At 70.3% G+C, this 16,924-nt stretch carries 15 protein-coding genes; 14 read left to right on the forward strand and 1 reads right to left on the reverse strand.

The window, feature by feature from the left end; all coding sequences use genetic code 11:
* Positions 1 to 10 precede the first annotated feature (10 nt).
* Positions 11 to 1,306, reverse strand: coding sequence for an isochorismate synthase (locus FHX52_RS23160; RefSeq protein WP_141824666.1), 1,296 nt, complete (start codon positions 1,304 to 1,306; stop codon positions 11 to 13).
* 125 nt (positions 1,307 to 1,431) lie between these two features.
* Here FHX52_RS23160 and FHX52_RS23165 point away from each other — a divergent pair, with 125 nt between their 5' ends.
* From FHX52_RS23165 to nuoL, 14 genes are all read left to right on the forward strand, one after another.
* The gene (locus tag FHX52_RS23165; protein WP_141824667.1) at positions 1,432 to 2,124 is read left to right on the forward strand and encodes a demethylmenaquinone methyltransferase; all 693 of its coding nucleotides are present in this window, start codon (positions 1,432 to 1,434) and stop codon (positions 2,122 to 2,124) included.
* 208 nt (positions 2,125 to 2,332) lie between these two features.
* Positions 2,333 to 3,652, forward strand: coding sequence for a geranylgeranyl reductase family protein (locus tag FHX52_RS23170; protein ID WP_141824668.1), 1,320 nt, complete (start codon positions 2,333 to 2,335; stop codon positions 3,650 to 3,652).
* Between the two features lie 127 nt (positions 3,653 to 3,779).
* Positions 3,780 to 4,139, forward strand: a complete 360-nt coding sequence (locus FHX52_RS23175) for an NADH-quinone oxidoreductase subunit A (protein ID WP_026864999.1) — start codon at positions 3,780 to 3,782, stop codon at positions 4,137 to 4,139.
* 66 nt (positions 4,140 to 4,205) lie between these two features.
* The gene (locus FHX52_RS23180) at positions 4,206 to 4,760 is read left to right on the forward strand and encodes a NuoB/complex I 20 kDa subunit family protein (protein ID WP_141824669.1); all 555 of its coding nucleotides are present in this window, start codon (positions 4,206 to 4,208) and stop codon (positions 4,758 to 4,760) included.
* Positions 4,757 to 5,506: an NADH-quinone oxidoreductase subunit C gene (locus FHX52_RS23185; protein WP_141824670.1), complete on the forward strand. Its 750-nt coding sequence runs from the start codon at positions 4,757 to 4,759 to the stop codon at positions 5,504 to 5,506. Before FHX52_RS23180 ends, FHX52_RS23185 begins: the two co-directional genes overlap by 4 nt.
* A complete protein-coding gene (locus tag FHX52_RS23190; protein ID WP_141824671.1) occupies positions 5,506 to 6,894 on the forward strand; it encodes an NADH-quinone oxidoreductase subunit D in 1,389 nt (462 codons plus the stop codon). The genes FHX52_RS23185 and FHX52_RS23190 overlap by 1 nt, the downstream gene beginning before the upstream one ends.
* Before the next feature lie 103 nt (positions 6,895 to 6,997).
* Positions 6,998 to 7,783 carry an NADH-quinone oxidoreductase subunit NuoE gene (nuoE, locus tag FHX52_RS23195; RefSeq protein ID WP_141824672.1) on the forward strand — a complete coding sequence of 262 codons (786 nt, stop codon included), beginning with the start codon at positions 6,998 to 7,000 and terminating at the stop codon, positions 7,781 to 7,783.
* Positions 7,780 to 9,123, forward strand: a complete 1,344-nt coding sequence (nuoF, locus tag FHX52_RS23200) for an NADH-quinone oxidoreductase subunit NuoF (RefSeq protein ID WP_141824673.1) — start codon at positions 7,780 to 7,782, stop codon at positions 9,121 to 9,123. Before nuoE ends, nuoF begins: the two co-directional genes overlap by 4 nt.
* Entirely contained in the window at positions 9,120 to 11,633 is a 2,514-nt protein-coding gene (locus FHX52_RS23205; RefSeq protein ID WP_141824674.1) for an NADH-quinone oxidoreductase subunit G, read from the forward strand. The genes nuoF and FHX52_RS23205 overlap by 4 nt, the downstream gene beginning before the upstream one ends.
* Positions 11,630 to 13,060 carry an NADH-quinone oxidoreductase subunit NuoH gene (nuoH, locus tag FHX52_RS23210; RefSeq protein WP_141824675.1) on the forward strand — a complete coding sequence of 477 codons (1,431 nt, stop codon included), beginning with the start codon at positions 11,630 to 11,632 and terminating at the stop codon, positions 13,058 to 13,060. The genes FHX52_RS23205 and nuoH overlap by 4 nt, the downstream gene beginning before the upstream one ends.
* A complete protein-coding gene (nuoI, locus tag FHX52_RS23215; protein ID WP_141824676.1) occupies positions 13,053 to 13,814 on the forward strand; it encodes an NADH-quinone oxidoreductase subunit NuoI in 762 nt (253 codons plus the stop codon). Before nuoH ends, nuoI begins: the two co-directional genes overlap by 8 nt.
* Entirely contained in the window at positions 13,811 to 14,599 is a 789-nt protein-coding gene (locus FHX52_RS23220) for an NADH-quinone oxidoreductase subunit J (protein WP_141824677.1), read from the forward strand. The genes nuoI and FHX52_RS23220 overlap by 4 nt, the downstream gene beginning before the upstream one ends.
* Complete coding sequence (gene nuoK / locus FHX52_RS23225; RefSeq protein ID WP_141824678.1) at positions 14,596 to 14,895, forward strand: NADH-quinone oxidoreductase subunit NuoK; 300 nt, start codon at positions 14,596 to 14,598, stop codon at positions 14,893 to 14,895. Before FHX52_RS23220 ends, nuoK begins: the two co-directional genes overlap by 4 nt.
* 14 nt (positions 14,896 to 14,909) lie before the next feature.
* The gene (gene nuoL / locus FHX52_RS23230) at positions 14,910 to 16,919 is read left to right on the forward strand and encodes an NADH-quinone oxidoreductase subunit L (protein ID WP_141824679.1); all 2,010 of its coding nucleotides are present in this window, start codon (positions 14,910 to 14,912) and stop codon (positions 16,917 to 16,919) included.
* The last annotated feature ends 5 nt before the right edge of the window (positions 16,920 to 16,924 follow it).

Genomic DNA, 16,924 nt, shown 5'->3' on the forward strand with positions numbered 1-16,924 from the left:
CGGCCCCGGCTCAGTCGCCCGAGAGGGCGTCGCGCATCGGGATGAGCTTCGCCGTCGACTCGGCGACCTCGGCCTCGGGGTCCGACCCCGCGACGATGCCGCACCCGGCATACAGCCTGATCTGGCTCGCGTCGCCGGGGGCGAAGGCGCCGCTGCGCAGGGCGATGCCCCACGCGCCGTCACCGCCGGCGTCCATCCAGCCCACCGGGCCGGCGTAGCGGCCGCGGTCCATGTGCTCGAGCTCGCCGATGAGCTGGACGGCGCGGGCGGTCGGCGTGCCCCCGACGGCGGCGGACGGGTGGAGCGAGGCGGCGAGCGTGAGGGAGGAGGCGTCGTCGGCGCTCACGGCAGCGACGTCGGTCGCGAGGTGCATGACGTTGGGCAGGTGCAGCACGAAGGGCGCCTCGGGCACGTTCATCGACGACGAGTGCGGCTCGAGGGCGTCGGCGACGGACCGCACGGCGTACTCGTGCTCCTCGAGGTCCTTGGAGGACCGGGCGAGCGACGCGGCGAGGCCGAGGTCCTTCGCGTCGTCGCCGGTGCGGCGGATCGTGCCCGCGAGCACCCGCGAGGTGATGAGGCCCTGGTCGCGCCGGACGAGCAGCTCGGGCGTCGCGCCGACGAGACCGGCCACCGAGAAGACCCAGGTGTTCTCGTAGCGCTCGGCGAGGCGGCGCAGCAGCCACCGCGCGTCGATGGGGGACCGGGCGCTCGCGACGAGGTCACGGGCGAGCACGACCTTGTCGACCTCACCGGCGTTGATGCGGGCGACGGCCTCCGCGACCGAGTGGGCGTAGTCGGCCGGCGAGACCGAGCCGTCGGCGAAGGTGACACCCTGCGGCGGCTCGGGATCGCTTGCGGGAGTTGGGGACTCGAGGATCGTCAGCTGCGGGTCGAGCGAGACCGTGGTCAGCCAGGTGCGTCCGTCGCGGCGGCCGACGATCGTCGAGGGCACGACGAGCCGCGCGCTCTCGGCGGAGTCGTCGGCGAAGGGGAAGGAGCCGAAGCTGACGAGGCCGGTGCCCGGGCGCTCGACCTCGTCACGCACGACGGCGTGGCTCACGACCTCGCGCCACCACGCCTCGGCGTCGCGGAAGCGGTCCGGCCCGCGCGACTCGAAGGTCAGGGCGCGGCCCCAGCCGACGAGACCCTCGCCGCGGCGGACCCACGACACGAGCTGGTCTGGCTCGGCGCCGGCGGGCAGCAGGGTCAGCAGCGGGTCCGTCAGCTCGAGGGGCGCCGTGCGCACGACGAGCGTCGGGGCCGTCGCGGGTGACGGCGCTTCGGGGACGGGAAGCGTGGACATCGCCAGCAATGCTACGGCTGCCGCACCACCTCCCCGCGCCAGTCGGTCGGCACCGGTCCGGCCGAGCCCGCCGGACGGCATACCGCAGCGCTCGGAGACACCACGTCGGGTGCGAGGATGGGCGCATGACCCGCGCCCAGCTCGACAAGAAGCCCGTCGATGTCGCGTCGATGTTCGACACCGTCGCCGAGAAGTACGACGTGACCAACGACGTGCTCTCCCTCGGCCAGGACCGGCTGTGGCGCCGCGCCGTCGTCAAGGCCGTCGACGCGAAGCCGGGGGAGCGGATCCTCGACATCGCCGCCGGCACGGGCACCTCGAGCGAGCCGTGGGCCGACCGTGAGATCGAGGTCGTGCCGGCCGACTTCTCGCTCGGCATGCTGCGCGTCGGCAACCGGCGCCGCCCCGACATGGCCTTCACGGCCGCCGACGCGATGAGCCTGCCGTTCGCCGACGCGAGCTTCGACGTCGTGACGATGAGCTTCGGCCTGCGCAACGTCGCCGACGCCGCCACGGCGCTGCGCGAGTTCCTCCGCGTGACCAAGCCGGGCGGGCGACTGCTCGTCTGCGAGTTCAGCCAGCCCGTCAACAAGGCCTTCCGCACCGTCTACAGCAACTACCTCATGCGGGCGCTGCCGTCGGTCGCGCGGCGCACGTCGAGCAACCCCGACTCCTACGTCTACCTCGCCGAGTCGATCCGCGCCTGGCCGCCGCAGGGCGAGCTCGCCCGCACCATCGAGCAGGCCGGCTGGCAGCAGGTCGGCTGGACCAACCTCACCGGCGGCGTCGTCGCCCTCCACCACGGCACCAAGCGCTGACCCTTCCGAGGTCGAGTGGCCCCGTCGTCACACGGGTCCCAGCGGAAGGGCACCGTTGAGCGGTCAGGCGTGTGACGACGGGGCCACTCGACGGTTGGGTTGTGCAGGGTTAGGTATGCCTTATCTGACAGGGCGGAAAACTCCGGAATAGACTCCCCGGAGAGTTCGTGAAGATCTTCACAAGCAGTTCGGAAGCATGCAGGGAGCCATGACCAGTTCGAGCGTCGCGCCCAGCCCCGCGGGGGCTGGCGGTGCCTCCGTGGAGCGCGCCGACGTCATCGTCGTCGGTGCCGGCCCGGGCGGCAGCGCGACGGCGGCCTACCTCGCCGACCACGGCCTCGACGTCGTGCTCCTCGAGAAGTCGGCCTTCCCGCGCGACAAGATCTGCGGCGACGGCCTCACGCCCCGCGCGACCAAGGAGCTCATCTCCCTCGGCATCGACACGACGGGCTGGCAGCGCACCCAGGGGCTGCGGATCAAGGGCGGTGGCCACACGCTCCAGCTCGACTGGCCGTCGGGCGAGGCCTTCCCGTCCTACGGCATGGTGCGCACCCGGGCCCAGCTCGACGAGACCCTCGCCCGGCACGCCGAGCGCAAGGGCGCCCTGCTCCACGAGCGCACGAGCGTCACCGCGCCGGTCCGCGACTCGTCCGGCCGGGTCACCGGCGTCACGGCCAAGCGTCTCGACGACGCCGGCCGGGCCACCGGCGAGACCGTCTCCTACCGCGCACCCGTCGTCGTCGCGAGCGACGGCGTCTCCAGCCGGCTCGCCACCGCCGTCGGCCGGACCAAGCGCGAGGACCGCGTCATGGGCGTCGCCGTGCGCGCCTACTACCGCACGCCGCGCCGCGACGACTACATGGAGAGCCACCTCGAGCTGTGGACCCGTGACGAGAGCGGCAAGCGCATCCTCATGCCGGGCTACGGCTGGCTCTTCCCGCTCGAGGACGGCCGCACCAACGTCGGCCTCGGCACGCTCGACACCACCTCGGCCTTCCAGAAGACCGACTACAAGGACGTCATGCGTCGCTGGGTCGAGGACATCGGTCCTGACTGGCACCTCGAGCACGACGAGGAGGCCGGCCCGATCCGCGGCGCCGCCCTGCCGATGGGCTTCAACCGCACCCCGCTGTATGCCGACGGCCTCCTTCTCGTCGGCGACTCGGGTGGCATGGTCAACCCGTTCAACGGCGAGGGCATCGACTACGCCCTCGAGGCCGCGCGGGTCGGCGCCGAGCTCATCGCCCAGTCGATGGCCCGCCCGACCGACGCCGAGCGCGAGCGGGTGCTCGCGGCATACCCCAAGGTCATGAAGGACGAGCTCGGCGGCTACTTCACGCTGGGGCGCTGGTTCGCGCACGCGATCGGAAACCCCGAGGTCATGCGCCTCGCGACGAAGTACGGCCTGCCCCGCACGACGCTCATGCGCTTCCTGCTCAAGGTGATGGCCAACCTGCCCGAGCCGGGCGGCAAGGCGGCGAGCGACCGCATCATCAACGGCCTCTCACGGCTGGCGCCGGACGCATGACCGACACGCTCACCGGCCTCCTTGTGACGCCGAGCACAATCGCGCGCCACGCCCCTAGGATGGGCCTGCCGCGCACCCGCAGCGAAGCCAGGCACGACACGCACGACCGAAAGGCACGTGACCGAGGATGAACTCGTACGTCCCGATCCTCTTCATGCTGGGACTCGGCTTCGCGTTCGCCGCGTTGTCGGTGTTCACCTCACTCGTCGTGGGGCCGAAGCGCTACAACCGCGCCAAGCTCGAGGCCTACGAGTGCGGCATCCAGCCGACGCCCCAGGCGGCCGGCGGTGGTCGCGTGCCGATCAAGTACTACCTGACGGCGATGCTCTTCATCATCTTCGACATCGAGTCGGTGTTCCTCTATCCCTTCGCGGTGGCGTTCAACAAGCTCGGCCTCTTCGCCCTCGTCGAGATGGTGCTCTTCATCCTCACGGTCTTCATCGCCTACGCCTACGTGTGGCGGCGCGGCGGGCTCGAGTGGGACTGATCGGGACCCTCGTGCAGAGGTGTGTCAGCACGGGTCCAGCGGCGAAGTACTAGTAAGGAGTTGGCAATGGGTCTGGAAGAGAAGCTCCCGTCAGGGTTCCTGCTCTCGACGGTGGAGAACCTCGCGGGCTACATGCGCAAGGCCTCGATCTGGCCGGCGACGTTCGGCCTCGCCTGCTGCGCCATCGAGATGATGGCCGTCGGCACGCCCGACTACGACATCGCCCGCTTCGGCATGGAGCGCTTCTCGGCGACCCCGCGCCAGGCCGACCTGATGATCGTCGCCGGCCGCGTCAGCCAGAAGATGGCCCCCGTCGTGCGCCAGGTCTACGACCAGATGCCCAACCCCAAGTGGGTCATCTCGATGGGTGTCTGCGCGAGCTCGGGCGGCATGTTCAACAACTACGCCATCGTGCAAGGCGTCGACCACATCATCCCCGTCGACATCTACCTGCCCGGCTGCCCGCCGCGCCCGCAGATGCTGCTCAACGCGATCATCGAGCTGCACCACCAGATCGAGACCTCGCCGCTCGGCGTCAACCGCGAGAAGGCGGCCCGCGCGGCCGAGGAGGCGGCGCTCTCGGCGACCCCCACCCACCAGATGAAGGGTTTGCTCGCATGAGCGATGCGGACACGACGCACGACCAGGGCTCCGGCCTGTCGTCCCACGAGCTCGAGGTGAGCCGGTCAGGCGCCTCCACCGGTCCCGAGGTCGTCGGCGTCCGGCAGGGCATGTTCGGCGCTCGGGACGGCGGCGACACCACCGGCTACTCCGGCCTGCGGCGCGAGATCGTCGTCGCCGGCGCGGCCGAGCGGCCCTACGGCGGCTACTTCGACGAGATCGCCGACAACCTCGAGCGCGGGCTCGTCGGGGGCACCGCGTCCTACGCCGAGGCCGTCGACCGGGTCGTCGTCGACCGGGGCGAGATGACGGTCCACGTGCGCCGCGAGCACCTGCTGGCCGTGGCCCGCGTGCTGCGCGACGACCCGTCGCTGCGCTTCGAGATCGTCACCGGCGTCTCGGGCGTGCACTACCCCGACCGCGCCGGTCAGGAGCTGCACGCCGTCTACCACTTCCTGTCGATCACCCACGGTGGCCGGCGGGTCCGCGTCGAGGTCAGCTGCCCCGACGACGACCGGCACATCCCCTCGATCGTCTCCGTCTACCCGGCCAACGACTGGCACGAGCGCGAGACGTGGGACATGTTCGGGATCGAGTTCGACGGCCACCCGGCCCTCACCCGCATCCTCATGCCCGACGACTGGCCGGGCCACCCGCAGCGCAAGGACTACCCCCTCGGCGGGGTCCCGGTGGAGTACAAGGGCGCCACCATCCCCCCGCCGGACCAGCGGAGGTCGTACAACTGATGAGCACCCACACCGAGTTCACCCAGACCGACGTCCCCGACGCGGGCGACAACGACGTCTACGCCACCTCCGTCGCCGACGAGCAGGCCAGCGAGGGCGCCCACGTCTTCAACGCCTCCGGCGGCGACTGGAACGACCTCGTCGACGAGGCCACCTCGCTGAACGAGGAGCGCATCGTCGTCAACATGGGGCCGCAGCACCCGTCGACGCACGGCGTGCTCCGCCTCATCCTCGAGCTCGACGGCGAGACGGTGACCGAGGCCCGCGCGGGCATCGGCTACCTCCACACCGGCATCGAGAAGAACATGGAGTACCGCACCTGGGTGCAGGGAGTCACGTTCTGCACGCGCATGGACTACCTCACGCCCATGTTCCAGGAGACGGCCTACTGCCTCGCGATCGAGAAGCTGCTCGGCATCACCGACCAGATCCCCGAGCGGGCCAACGTCATCCGCGTGCTGATGATGGAGATGACCCGCATCAGCAGCCACCTCATCTGCCTCGGAACCGGTGGCATGGAGATGGGCGCGACGACCGTCATGACCGTCGCCTTCCGCGAGCGCGAGCGCCTGCTGCGCGTCATCGAGATGGTGACCGGCCTGCGCATGAACAACGCCTACATCCGCCCCGGCGGCGTGGCGCAGGACCTGCCGCCCGGCTGCATCGACGCCCTGCGCGAGATGGTGCCCGAGGTCCGTCGCGGCCTCGGCGAGCTCGAGGCGCTGCTCAACGAGAACCCCATCCTCAAGGGCCGCACGGTGAACGTCGGTGTGCTGAACCTCGCCGGCTGCATGGCACTCGGCATCACCGGTCCGGTGCTGCGCTCGACCGGCCTGCCGCACGACCTGCGCAAGCTCGACCCCTACTGCGGCTACGAGACCTACGACTTCGAGGTCAAGACCCGCACGAGCCAGGACGCCTACGGCCGCCTGCGCATCCGCATCGACGAGATGTACGAGTCGCTGAAGATCATCGAGCAGGCCACCGACCGTCTCCAGGACAACGAGGGCCCGGTCATGGTGGCCGACAAGAAGATCGCGTGGCCGGCGCAGCTCGCGCTCGGCTCCGACGGCCTCGGCAACAGCCTCGACCACATCCGCGAGATCATGGGCACCTCGATGGAGAGCCTGATCCACCACTTCAAGCTCGTGACGGAGGGCTTCCGGGTCCCCGCAGGGCAGGCCTACCAGGCCGTCGAGTCGCCCAAGGGCGAGCTGGGCTGCCACGTCGTCTCCGACGGCGGCACCCGGCCCTACCGCGCGCACTTCCGCGACCCGAGCTTCAACAACCTTCAGGCCGTGGCCGCGATGTGCGAAGGCAGCCAGATCGCCGACGTCATCGTCGCGGTGGCCTCGATCGACCCCGTCATGGGAGGTGTGGACCGATGAGCGCGGTAGTGCGCGAGGATCGCAGCGAGCGCCAGCGAGCTGGGTCCCACGCTCTGCGTGGGCGGACCGGAACGCACGTCGGCGCGCGAAAGGACAAGTACTGATGGCCGGTCACGACGCATCCGGACACCTGCACGTCAGTGCGGAGTCCAAGGCTCCGTACGACGAGGAGACGCTCGCGCGGTTGCACGTCGACGCGGCCGAGGTCATCTCGCGCTACCCGCAGAAGCGCTCCGCGCTGCTGCCGCTGCTGCACCTCGTGCAGTCGGTCGACGGCTACGTCGCCGGCCGGGGCGTGAGCTTCTGCGCCGAGGTGCTCGGCCTCACCGAGGCTGAGGTCAGCGGCGTCGCGACCTTCTACACCCAGTACAAGCGCCACCCCAACGGCGACTACACCGTCGGGGTCTGCACCAACACGCTCTGCGCGATCATGGGCGGCGACCTCATCTTCGACCGGGTCTCCGAGCACCTCGGCATCGGTCACGACGAGACGACCGAGGACGGCAAGATCACCCTCGAGCGCGTCGAGTGCAACGCCGCGTGCGACTACGCACCCGTCGTCATGGCCAACTGGGAGTTCTTCGACAACCAGACGCCCGAGAGCACCATCGGCCTCGTCGACGAGCTGCGGGCGGGCGCCGACGTGCGTCCGACACGCGGCGCCGACAAGGTCTGCACCTTCAAGGAGGTCTCGCGCGTGCTGGCGGGCTTCCCCGACGGGCGTGCCGACGAGGGCGTCGGGGCCGGCCCGGCCTCGCTGCTCGGCCTGCGCATCGCCAAGGACCACGGCTGGGTCGCCCCCGAGGGCGCCTCCGGCTCCAGCAACGGCTCCAGCGCCGCCTCGAGCAGCTTGACGAGCACGAGCGACGGGAAGGACGGATCCAAGTGACCGACACGCTGACCCCGATCCTCACGAAGTTCTGGGACGACCCGCAGTCCTGGACCCTCGCCACCTACGAGCGTCACGACGGCTACAAGGCGCTCACCCGCGCCCTGACGATGGAGCCCCAGGCGATCATCGACGCCGTCAAGGACTCGAGCATCCGCGGCCGCGGCGGCGCCGGCTTCCCGACCGGCATGAAGTGGTCGTTCATGAGCCCGCCCGACGGCGGCCCGCGCTACCTCGTCGTCAACGCCGACGAGTCCGAGCCGGGCACCTGCAAGGACATCCCGCTCATGATGGCCAACCCGCACTCGCTCATCGAGGGGGTGGCCATCTCCTCGTACGCCATCGGCTGCGAGCACGCCTTCATCTACCTGCGCGGCGAGGTCGTCCACGTCTACCGCCGGCTGCTGCGCGCCGTCGAGGAGGCCCGCGCTGCGGGCTACCTCGGCGACAACGTCGGCGGCAAGGGCGTCAAGGTCGACATCACCGTGCACGCCGGCGCCGGCGCGTACATCTGTGGTGAGGAGACCGCGCTGCTCGACTCGCTCGAGGGCCGCCGCGGCCAGCCGCGCCTCAAGCCCCCGTTCCCCGGCGCCGCGGGCCTCTACGCCCGCCCGACGTCGGTCAACAACGTCGAGTCCATCGCCTCGGTGCCCGGCATCATCCTCGAGGGCTCTGACTGGTTCAAGGGCATGGGCACCGAGAAGTCGACCGGCTTCGGCATCTTCAGCCTCTCGGGCCACGTCACGAACCCGGGCCAGTTCGAGGCGCCCCTCGGCATCACGATGCGCGAGCTCATCGAGCTCGCCGGCGGCATGCGGGGCGGCCGGAAGCTGAAGTTCTGGACGCCCGGCGGCTCCTCGACGCCGATCTTCACCGAGGAGCACCTCGACGTGCCCCTCGACTTCGACTCGGTCGCCGCCGCGGGCTCGATGCTCGGCACCCGCGCCCTCCAGGTCTTCGACGAGACCGTCTCGGTCGTGCGCGCCGTCGCCCGCTGGACCGACTTCTACGCCCACGAGTCCTGTGGCAAGTGCACCCCGTGCCGCGAGGGCACGTGGTGGCTGCGCCAGATCATGAACCGCATCGAGGCGGGCGAGGGTACGCAGGACGACATCGACAAGCTCGTCGACATCTGTGACAACATCCTCGGTCGCAGCTTCTGCGCCCTCGGAGACGCCGCGACGAGCCCGATCACGTCGGCCGTCAAGTACTTCCGTGAGGAGTTCGAGGCAGGCATGACGACGCCGGCCCACGAGCTCTTCCCGCCGGAGAAGTCGGTGCTCTTCGAACTCCCGGCGCCCACGACGAGCAAGGAGTCCAGCGGGATGGTGTCCGCATGACCGTCACGACCTCCCCGACGTCGGGCGGCAACGCCGTCGACAAGGGCGGTAACGCCCAGGTGCCGGCGAACCCCGACCACGTCGGCCTGACGATCGACGGCATCCCGGTGAGCGTGCCCAAGGGCACCCTCGTCATCCGGGCTGCCGAGACCGTCGGCATCGAGATCCCCCGCTTCTGCGACCACCCGCTGCTCGACCCGGTGGGCGCGTGCCGCCAGTGCCTCGTCGACGTCGCGATGCCCGACCGCGAGGGCAACGTGCGACCGATGCCCAAGCCGCAGGCGTCCTGCACGATGACGGTGTCCGAGGGCATGGTCGTCAACACCCAGCACACGTCCAAGGTCGCCGACAAGGCGCAGCAGGGCGTCATGGAGCTGCTCCTCATCAACCACCCGCTCGACTGCCCGGTCTGCGACAAGGGTGGCGAGTGCCCCCTGCAGAACCAGGCGATGAGCGCGGGCCGCGCCGTGTCTCGCTTCGAGGACGTCAAGCGCACCTACCCGAAGCCGGTCAACATCAGCTCGCAGGTGCTGCTCGACCGCGAGCGCTGCGTGCTCTGCGCACGCTGCACCCGCTTCTCCGACCAGGTCGCGGGTGACCCGTTCATCGCGCTCGTCGAGCGTGGTGCCCTCCAACAGGTCGGCATCTACGAGGACCAGCCCTTCGAGAGCTACTTCTCCGGCAACACCGTGCAGATCTGCCCGGTCGGCGCCCTGACCGGCGCTGCCTACCGCTTCCGCAGCCGGCCCTTCGACCTCGTGTCGACGCCCTCGGTCTGCGAGCACTGCGCGAGCGGCTGCGCCATCCGCACCGACCACCGCCGCGGCGTCGTGCTGCGCCGGATGGCCCTCGAGGACGGCGCCGTCAACGAGGAGTGGAACTGCGACAAGGGTCGCTGGGCCTTCACCTACGCGACCCTGCCCGACCGCATCGAGCTGCCGATGGTCCGCGACGAGAGCGGTGAGCTCAAGGTCGTCGGCTGGCCCGAGGCCCTCGCGGCCGCGGCTGCCGGTCTGAGCCGCGCCAAGGCTGCCGGTGTGCTCGTCGGCGGTCGCGTCTCGGCCGAGGACGCCTACGCCTACGGCAAGTTCGCGCGCATCGTGCTCGGCACCAACGACATCGACTTCCGGTCCCGCCCGCACTCGGGCGAGGAGGTCGCCTTCCTCGCCGAGCACGTCGTCGCGACCGGCGTCTCCGACGACCCAGAGGACTCGGCCGCCGGGGCCGTCTCCTACGCCGACCTCGAGAAGGCCCGCACGGTCGTGCTCGTCGGCTTCGAGCCCGAGGACGAGAGCCCCATCGTCTTCCTGCGGCTGCGCAAGGCGTTCCGCCGCAACAAGACCAAGGTGTATGCCGTCGCGTCCCACCCGACGCGCGGCCTCACCAAGGTGGGTGGCACCCTCGTGCCGGCCGTCCCCGGCCAGGAGGCCGCCGTTCTCGGCGACCTCGCCTCGACCGACGCCGGCCGCTCCCTGGTCAGCGGGCTGGCCGACGGCGGGATCGTCCTCGCCGGTGAGCGCCTGGCGAGCTCGCCCGGCGCCCTCGCGGCGGTGGCCCGCCTCGCGGCCGACCACGGCGCGCGTCTTGCGTGGGTGCCCCGTCGTGCGGGGGAGCGCGGCGCGCTCGAGTCCGGAGCCCTGGGCGCGCTGCTCCCGGGTGGTCGCCCGATCGGCGACGCCGCCGCCCGCGGGGAGGTCGCCGCGGTCTGGGAGGTCGCCGGCCTGCCCGACACGACCCCGCGCGACACCGCCGGCATCGTCGCGGCCGCGGCCGCCGGCGACATCGACGCCCTCGTCGTCGGTGGTGTCGACCCGGCAGACCTGCCGGCCGAGCTCGCTGCTGACGCGGCAGCCGCCCTGGAGCGCGCCTTCGTCGTCTCCCTCGAGCTGCGCGAGTCCGCGGTCACGGCCGTCGCCGACGTCGTCCTCCCCGTCGCACCGCAGTCGGAGAAGACCGGCACCTACGTCAACTGGGAGGGGCGCCTGCGTCCCTTCGCCGAGGCGCTGTCGAGCAACTCCGTCAGCGACCATCGCGCCCTCGACATGCTCGCGAGCGAGATGGGCCACTTCCTCGAGACCCGCACCCAGCGCGAGATCCACGACCAGTTCGAGGCGCTCGGCCCGTGGGGCGGTGCTCGTGCGACGAGCGCTCCCGACGGCCACCGCGTCGCCGGGGCTCCCGACGGATCGGGAGCCTTCACGCTCGCGACGTGGTCGACCCTGCTCGACGCGGGTCGGATGCAGGACGGCGAGCCCTTCCTCGCCGGCACCGCACCCCGCGCCGTCGCTCGGCTCTCGGTGGCGTCAGCGGCTGCGCTCGACGTCTCCGACGGCGACGAGGTGACCGTCAGCGGCCCGACCGGCTCCGTCACGGTGCCGGCGCTGGTCACCGACGGCATGCTCGACGGCGTCGTGTGGCTCCCGACCAACTCCAAGGACTGTTCCGTGCGCACGGGTCTCGGCACCGATGCCGGTGGACGTGTCGCCGTCACGAAGGGTGGTGTGGCATGAGCCTCGCCCTCACGGCATACGGCATGGTCGGCGGGCTGCCGGCGCTCGCGCCGACCGAGAACCCCACGGCCGACTTCAGCGACACCCCGTTGTGGCTCGCGCTCGTCAAGGCCGTCGGTGTCTTCGTCTACCTGCTGATCTCGACGCTGCTCGTCATCTGGTTCGAGCGGCGCGTCATCGGCCGCATGCAGCAGCGACCGGGCCCCAACCGCAACGGCCCCTTCGGCCTGCTCCAGACGCTCGCCGACGGCATGAAGGCGATGCTCAAGGAGGACATCACCCCGGCCAAGGCCGAGAAGGTCATCTACACGCTCGCCCCGATGATCACCGCGACGATGGCCTTCGTCGCCTTCGCGATCATCCCGCTCGGCGGCACGGTGTGGATGTTCGGCCACCAGACGCCGCTGCAGGTGACGGACGTGCCGGTCGCGGTGCTGCTCGTGCTCGCCGTCGCCTCTGTCGGTGTCTACGGCATCATCCTCGCCGGGTGGAGCTCCGGCTCGACCTACCCGCTGCTCGGTGGGCTGCGCTCGACCGCCCAGGTCATCTCCTACGAGATCGCCATGGGCCTGTCGCTCGTCGCGATCTTCCTCTACAGCGGGTCGATGTCGACCTCGGCGATCGTGTCCGCCCAGAGCTCGCTCTGGTACATCCTCCCGGCGTTCTTCAGCTTCGCCGTCTACCTCATCACGATGGTCGGCGAGACGAACCGTCTGCCCTTCGACCTCGCCGAGGGCGAGGGCGAGCTGACCGGTGGCTTCCACACCGAGTACTCCTCGATGCGCTTCGCGATGTTCTTCCTCGGTGAGTACGTCAACATGTTCACCGTCTCGGCCCTCGCGACCACGCTCTTCCTCGGTGGCTGGCAGGCCCCGCCGTTCATCTCGGCGATCAACGACAACATGTTCGGCGGCGGCTGGTGGGGCCTGCTGTGGTTCACCGCCAAGCTGTGGTTGTTCATGTTCATCTTCGTCTGGCTGCGTGGCTCGCTGCCGCGCGTGCGCTACGACCAGTTCATGCGCTTCGGCTGGAAGTTCCTCATCCCGATCACCCTCGCCTGGGTCGTCGCCGTCGCCTTCATCCGCGGCGCGCAGCTCGGCTTCCTCGGTGACAGCAAGCTGACCTTCGCAGGGCGCGAGCTCTCCGTCGCGACCGTCGTCATCGTCAGCATCGTCGCCGTCATCGCCCTCGCCGCCGCCTGGATCTGGGACGACCGGCGCGCCCAGCGCGCCGCCGCCGAGGACGAGGCCCCGCCCGAGGAGATCGACCCGTTCGAGGACGGCTACCCGGTGCCGCCGCTGCCCGGGCAGCGCCTCGTCGAGCCGCGACCCCGCCTCGCCGCCGAGCCGGTCCTGTCGACCGCCTCGAGCAGCAGCGCGGGCGGGTCCGGCGCCTCGACCACCCTCAAGGAGGAGACCCATGGCTGACGACGCCAGCAGCACCTCGAGCGGCAAGCCCGGTGAGGACGACCGCGGCGGAGGCTTCCTCTCCGACCTCTTCGCGCCGGTCGCCGGCTTCGGGGTGTCGTTCTCGACGATGTTCCGCAAGGTCGCCACGGAGGAGTACCCCGAGAAGCCGCGCCCCACGGCGCCCCGCTTCCACGGTCGCCACCAGCTGAACCGTCACCCCGACGGCCTCGAGAAGTGCGTCGGCTGCGAGCTCTGCGCGTGGGCGTGCCCCGCCGACGCGATCCTCGTCGAGGGCGCCGACAACGACGACACCCCGCTCGAGCAGGGCGGCAAGGGCCGGTTCAGCCCCGGCGAGCGCTACGGCCGCGTCTACCAGATCAACTACCTGCGCTGCATCTTCTGCGGCCTGTGCATCGAGGCCTGCCCGACGCGGGCGCTGACGATGACGAACTTCTACGAGCTCGCCGACAACGACCGCGGCAAGCTGATCTTCACCAAGGACCAGCTGCTCGCCCCGCTGCAGAGCGGCATGCTCCCGCCGCCCTTCCCCATGGTCGACGGGCTCGAGGAGCGCGACTACTACCAGGGCAAGGTCACGACGTCGACGGACGCCCAGCGCGCCTACGTCGGCGCGCGCGACGCCGCTGCCGACGACGAGAGCGCCTCCGTGCACGGCCCGGGCAACCCGGGCGCCGCGGTCCCCGGTGAGCACGACGTCGCCCACGCAGCCGACTTCACGGCTGCCCAGACCCGGGAAGGGGCCAACCCGTGACCTCCAGCGCTGAAGCCGCCGGCTTCTGGATCCTGGCCCCGATCGCGGTCATCGCCGCGCTCGGGCTGCTCTTCGCGCGCAAGGCGGTCCACGCCGCGCTCGGGGTGGCCCTCGTCATGGTCATCCTCGGCATCTTCTACATCATGCAGAACGCCGACTTCCTCGGCGTCGTGCAGGTCTTCGTCTACACCGGCGCCGTGATGATGCTCTTCCTCTTCGTGCTCATGCTCGTCGGGGTCGACTCCTCGGACTCCGTCGTCGAGACGATCAAGGGGCAGCGCTGGGCGTCGCTCCTGCTCGTCGTCGGTCTCGCCGGACTGCTCTTCTTCACGATCGGCGCGACCGTCGTCGACGAGAAGACCGTGCAGGCGGGCATCGACAAGGTCGTCGCCACCAACGCCGACCCCGGCAACATCACCGGCGTCGCCGAGCTGATCTTCGGACAGTACGTCTGGATCTTCGAGGTGACCTCGGCCCTGCTCATCACGGCGGCGCTGGGCGCGATGGTGCTCGCACACCGCGAGCGCCTCACACCGCGCATCACCCAGGCCGAGTGGGCGGCCAAGCGCGTCCGCGACAACCGCGACGTCGCGGGCCTGCCCGCCCCCGGCGTCTACGCCCGGCACAACGCGGTCGACACCCCGGCCCTGCTGCCCGACGGCACGCCGAGCAGCAAGTCCGTCTCGCGCGTCCTCGTCGCCCGCGACCAGGTCGCCACGACCGACTCCCTGCGTGACGTCGAGCGCCACATGGAGCGCGAGATCGAGGAAGGCGGCGCCAAGTGAGCCCGATGTACTACGTCTACCTGTCGGTGATCCTCTTCTCGATCGGCACCGCCACCGTGCTGACGAGGCGCAACGCGATCATCGTCTTCATGGGCGTCGAGCTCATGCTCAACGCGACCAACCTCTCCCTCGTCACGTTCTCGCGGATGCACGGCGCCCTCGACGGGCAGGTCATGGCCCTGTTCGTCATGGTCGTCGCCGCCGCCGAGGTCGTGGTCGGCCTCGCCATCATCATGGCGATCTTCCGTGCCCGACGGTCGGCCTCGGTCGACGACGCCAACCTGCTGAAGCTGTAAGGAGCGCCGGCCACATGGGAACTCTCGTCCACACGCTCGCGAGCGTGCCGTCCGTCGGCACGTATGCCGCCGGGCTCGCCACGCACGAAGGCGAAGCGCACGCGGCAACGGGCATCACGGCATACGCCTGGCTGCTCATCGCGCTGCCGCTGCTCGGCGCCGCGGTGCTGCTGCTCGGTGGCCGCCGCACCAACAAGTTCGGGCCGCTGCTCGCGACGCTCCTGTCGTGGGGCGCCTTCGTCGTCGGGCTGCTCGTGTTCATCGCGATGCTCGGCCGCGGCGCCGAGGACCGCGCGCAGGAGGTCAACCTCTTCGACTGGATCACCGCCGGGTCGTTCAAGCTGAGCGCCGGGCTGCTCGTCGACCAGCTCTCGGTCACCTTCGTGCTGCTCATCACCTTCGTCGGCTCGCTGATCCACGTCTACTCACTCGGGTACATGGACCACAAGGACGAGAACGGCCACGTCCACTCCGACCCCGACAAGCGGCGCTTCTTCGCCTACCTCAACCTCTTCGTCGCGGCGATGCTGCTGCTCGTGCTGGCCAACAGCTACCTGCTCCTCTACGTCGGCTGGGAGGGCGTCGGTCTGGCGTCCTACCTGCTCATCGGCTTCTGGAACTGGAACCCCGCCTACGCGACCGCGGCCAACAAGGCCTTCGTCGCCAACCGCGTCGGTGACTTCGGGCTGTCGATCGCGATCATCATCATGTTCTTCCACTTCGGCGCGGTCGACTTCACGACGGTGCTCGGAGAGGCCGGCAGCAACGCCAACGAGGGCTTCATGACGGCCATCGGCCTCATGCTCCTGCTCGGTGCCTGCGGCAAGTCGGCGCAGTTCCCGCTGCAGAGCTGGCTCGGTGACGCCATGGCCGGCCCGACGCCCGTCTCGGCGCTCATCCACGCGGCGACCATGGTCACGGCCGGTGTCTACCTCGTCGTGCGCTCGGCGCCGATCTTCGAGGCCGCCCCGACCGCCCAGCTCGTCGTCGTCATCGTCGGTGCGATCACCCTGCTCTTCGGGGCCGTCGTCGGTTGCGCCAAGGACGACATCAAGAAGGCCCTCGCGGCCTCGACGATGAGCCAGATCGGCTACATGATGCTCGCGGCCGGTCTCGGACCGGTCGGCTACGCGTTCGCGATCTTCCACCTGCTCATGCACGGCTTCTTCAAGGCCGGGATGTTCCTCGGGGCCGGGTCGGTCATGCACGGCATGAACGACCAGGTCGACATGCGCCGCTTCGGCGGGCTCTCCGGAGCCATGAAGATCACCTGGGCCACCTTCGCGATCGGCTGGCTCGCGATCCTCGGTGTGCCGCCGTTCTCGGGCTTCTGGTCCAAGGACAAGATCATCGAGGCCGCGTTCATCGGCGAGGGCTGGCGGCCCTGGGTCTTCGGCGGCGCCGCCCTCATCGGTGCAGGCATCACGGCCTTCTACATGTCGCGACTGTTCTTCATGACCTTCCAGGGCAAGAAGCGCTGGACCGACGACGTGCACCCGCACGAGTCGGGCAAGCTCATGACGGTGCCGATGATCATCCTCGCGATCGGGTCGGCCTTCCTCGGCCTCATCCTCGGCCCGACCGGGTGGTTCACCACCTGGCTCGAGCCGGTCACCGGCGCCGAGCCCGAGGGTGCCCACCCCGTCATCCCGGTGCCGGTGCTCCTGGTCCTGACGTTGCTGCTCGTCGCCGGCGGAGCCGCGCTCGCCTGGATGCGCTACTGGCGCGACGACGTGCCGGTGACGGCGCCCGCGGGCAACCTCATGACGCAGGCGGCCCGGCGCGACCTCTACCAGGACCAGGTCAACGAGGCCCTCCTCATGCGACCCGGCATCCACCTGACGCGCTCGCTCGTCTTCGCCGACAGCAAGGGGGTCGACGGCGCCGCCGGCGGCCTCGCAGCCCTCGTGGGCGGGGCCTCGTCCCGCCTGCGCAAGCTGCAGAACGGTTTTGCCCGCTCCTATGCCCTGACGATGCTCGCCGGCGTCGTCGCCATCCTCGGTGCTCTTTGGGTGATGTCCTGATGACC

The organism is Humibacillus xanthopallidus, from assembly GCF_006717145.1.
GTDB lineage: Bacteria > Actinomycetota > Actinomycetes > Actinomycetales > Dermatophilaceae > Humibacillus > Humibacillus xanthopallidus.

Bases quoted from the DNA above. Each gene is read 5' to 3' on its own strand.
- nuoE (WP_141824672.1), top strand. From the start codon at position 6,998: ATGGCCGGTCACGACGCATCCGGACACCTGCACGTCAGTGCGGAGTCC.
- FHX52_RS23160 (WP_141824666.1), bottom strand. From the start codon at position 1,306: ATGTCCACGCTTCCCGTCCCCGAAGCGCCGTCACCCGCGACGGCCCCG.
- nuoH (WP_141824675.1), top strand. From the start codon at position 11,630: ATGAGCCTCGCCCTCACGGCATACGGCATGGTCGGCGGGCTGCCGGCG.
- FHX52_RS23185 (WP_141824670.1), top strand. From the start codon at position 4,757: ATGAGCGATGCGGACACGACGCACGACCAGGGCTCCGGCCTGTCGTCC.
- nuoL (WP_141824679.1), top strand. From the start codon at position 14,910: ATGGGAACTCTCGTCCACACGCTCGCGAGCGTGCCGTCCGTCGGCACG.
- FHX52_RS23190 (WP_141824671.1), top strand. From the start codon at position 5,506: ATGAGCACCCACACCGAGTTCACCCAGACCGACGTCCCCGACGCGGGC.
- FHX52_RS23175 (WP_026864999.1), top strand. From the start codon at position 3,780: ATGAACTCGTACGTCCCGATCCTCTTCATGCTGGGACTCGGCTTCGCG.
- FHX52_RS23180 (WP_141824669.1), top strand. From the start codon at position 4,206: ATGGGTCTGGAAGAGAAGCTCCCGTCAGGGTTCCTGCTCTCGACGGTG.
- FHX52_RS23205 (WP_141824674.1), top strand. From the start codon at position 9,120: ATGACCGTCACGACCTCCCCGACGTCGGGCGGCAACGCCGTCGACAAG.
- FHX52_RS23170 (WP_141824668.1), top strand. From the start codon at position 2,333: ATGACCAGTTCGAGCGTCGCGCCCAGCCCCGCGGGGGCTGGCGGTGCC.
- nuoI (WP_141824676.1), top strand. From the start codon at position 13,053: ATGGCTGACGACGCCAGCAGCACCTCGAGCGGCAAGCCCGGTGAGGAC.
- FHX52_RS23165 (WP_141824667.1), top strand. From the start codon at position 1,432: ATGACCCGCGCCCAGCTCGACAAGAAGCCCGTCGATGTCGCGTCGATG.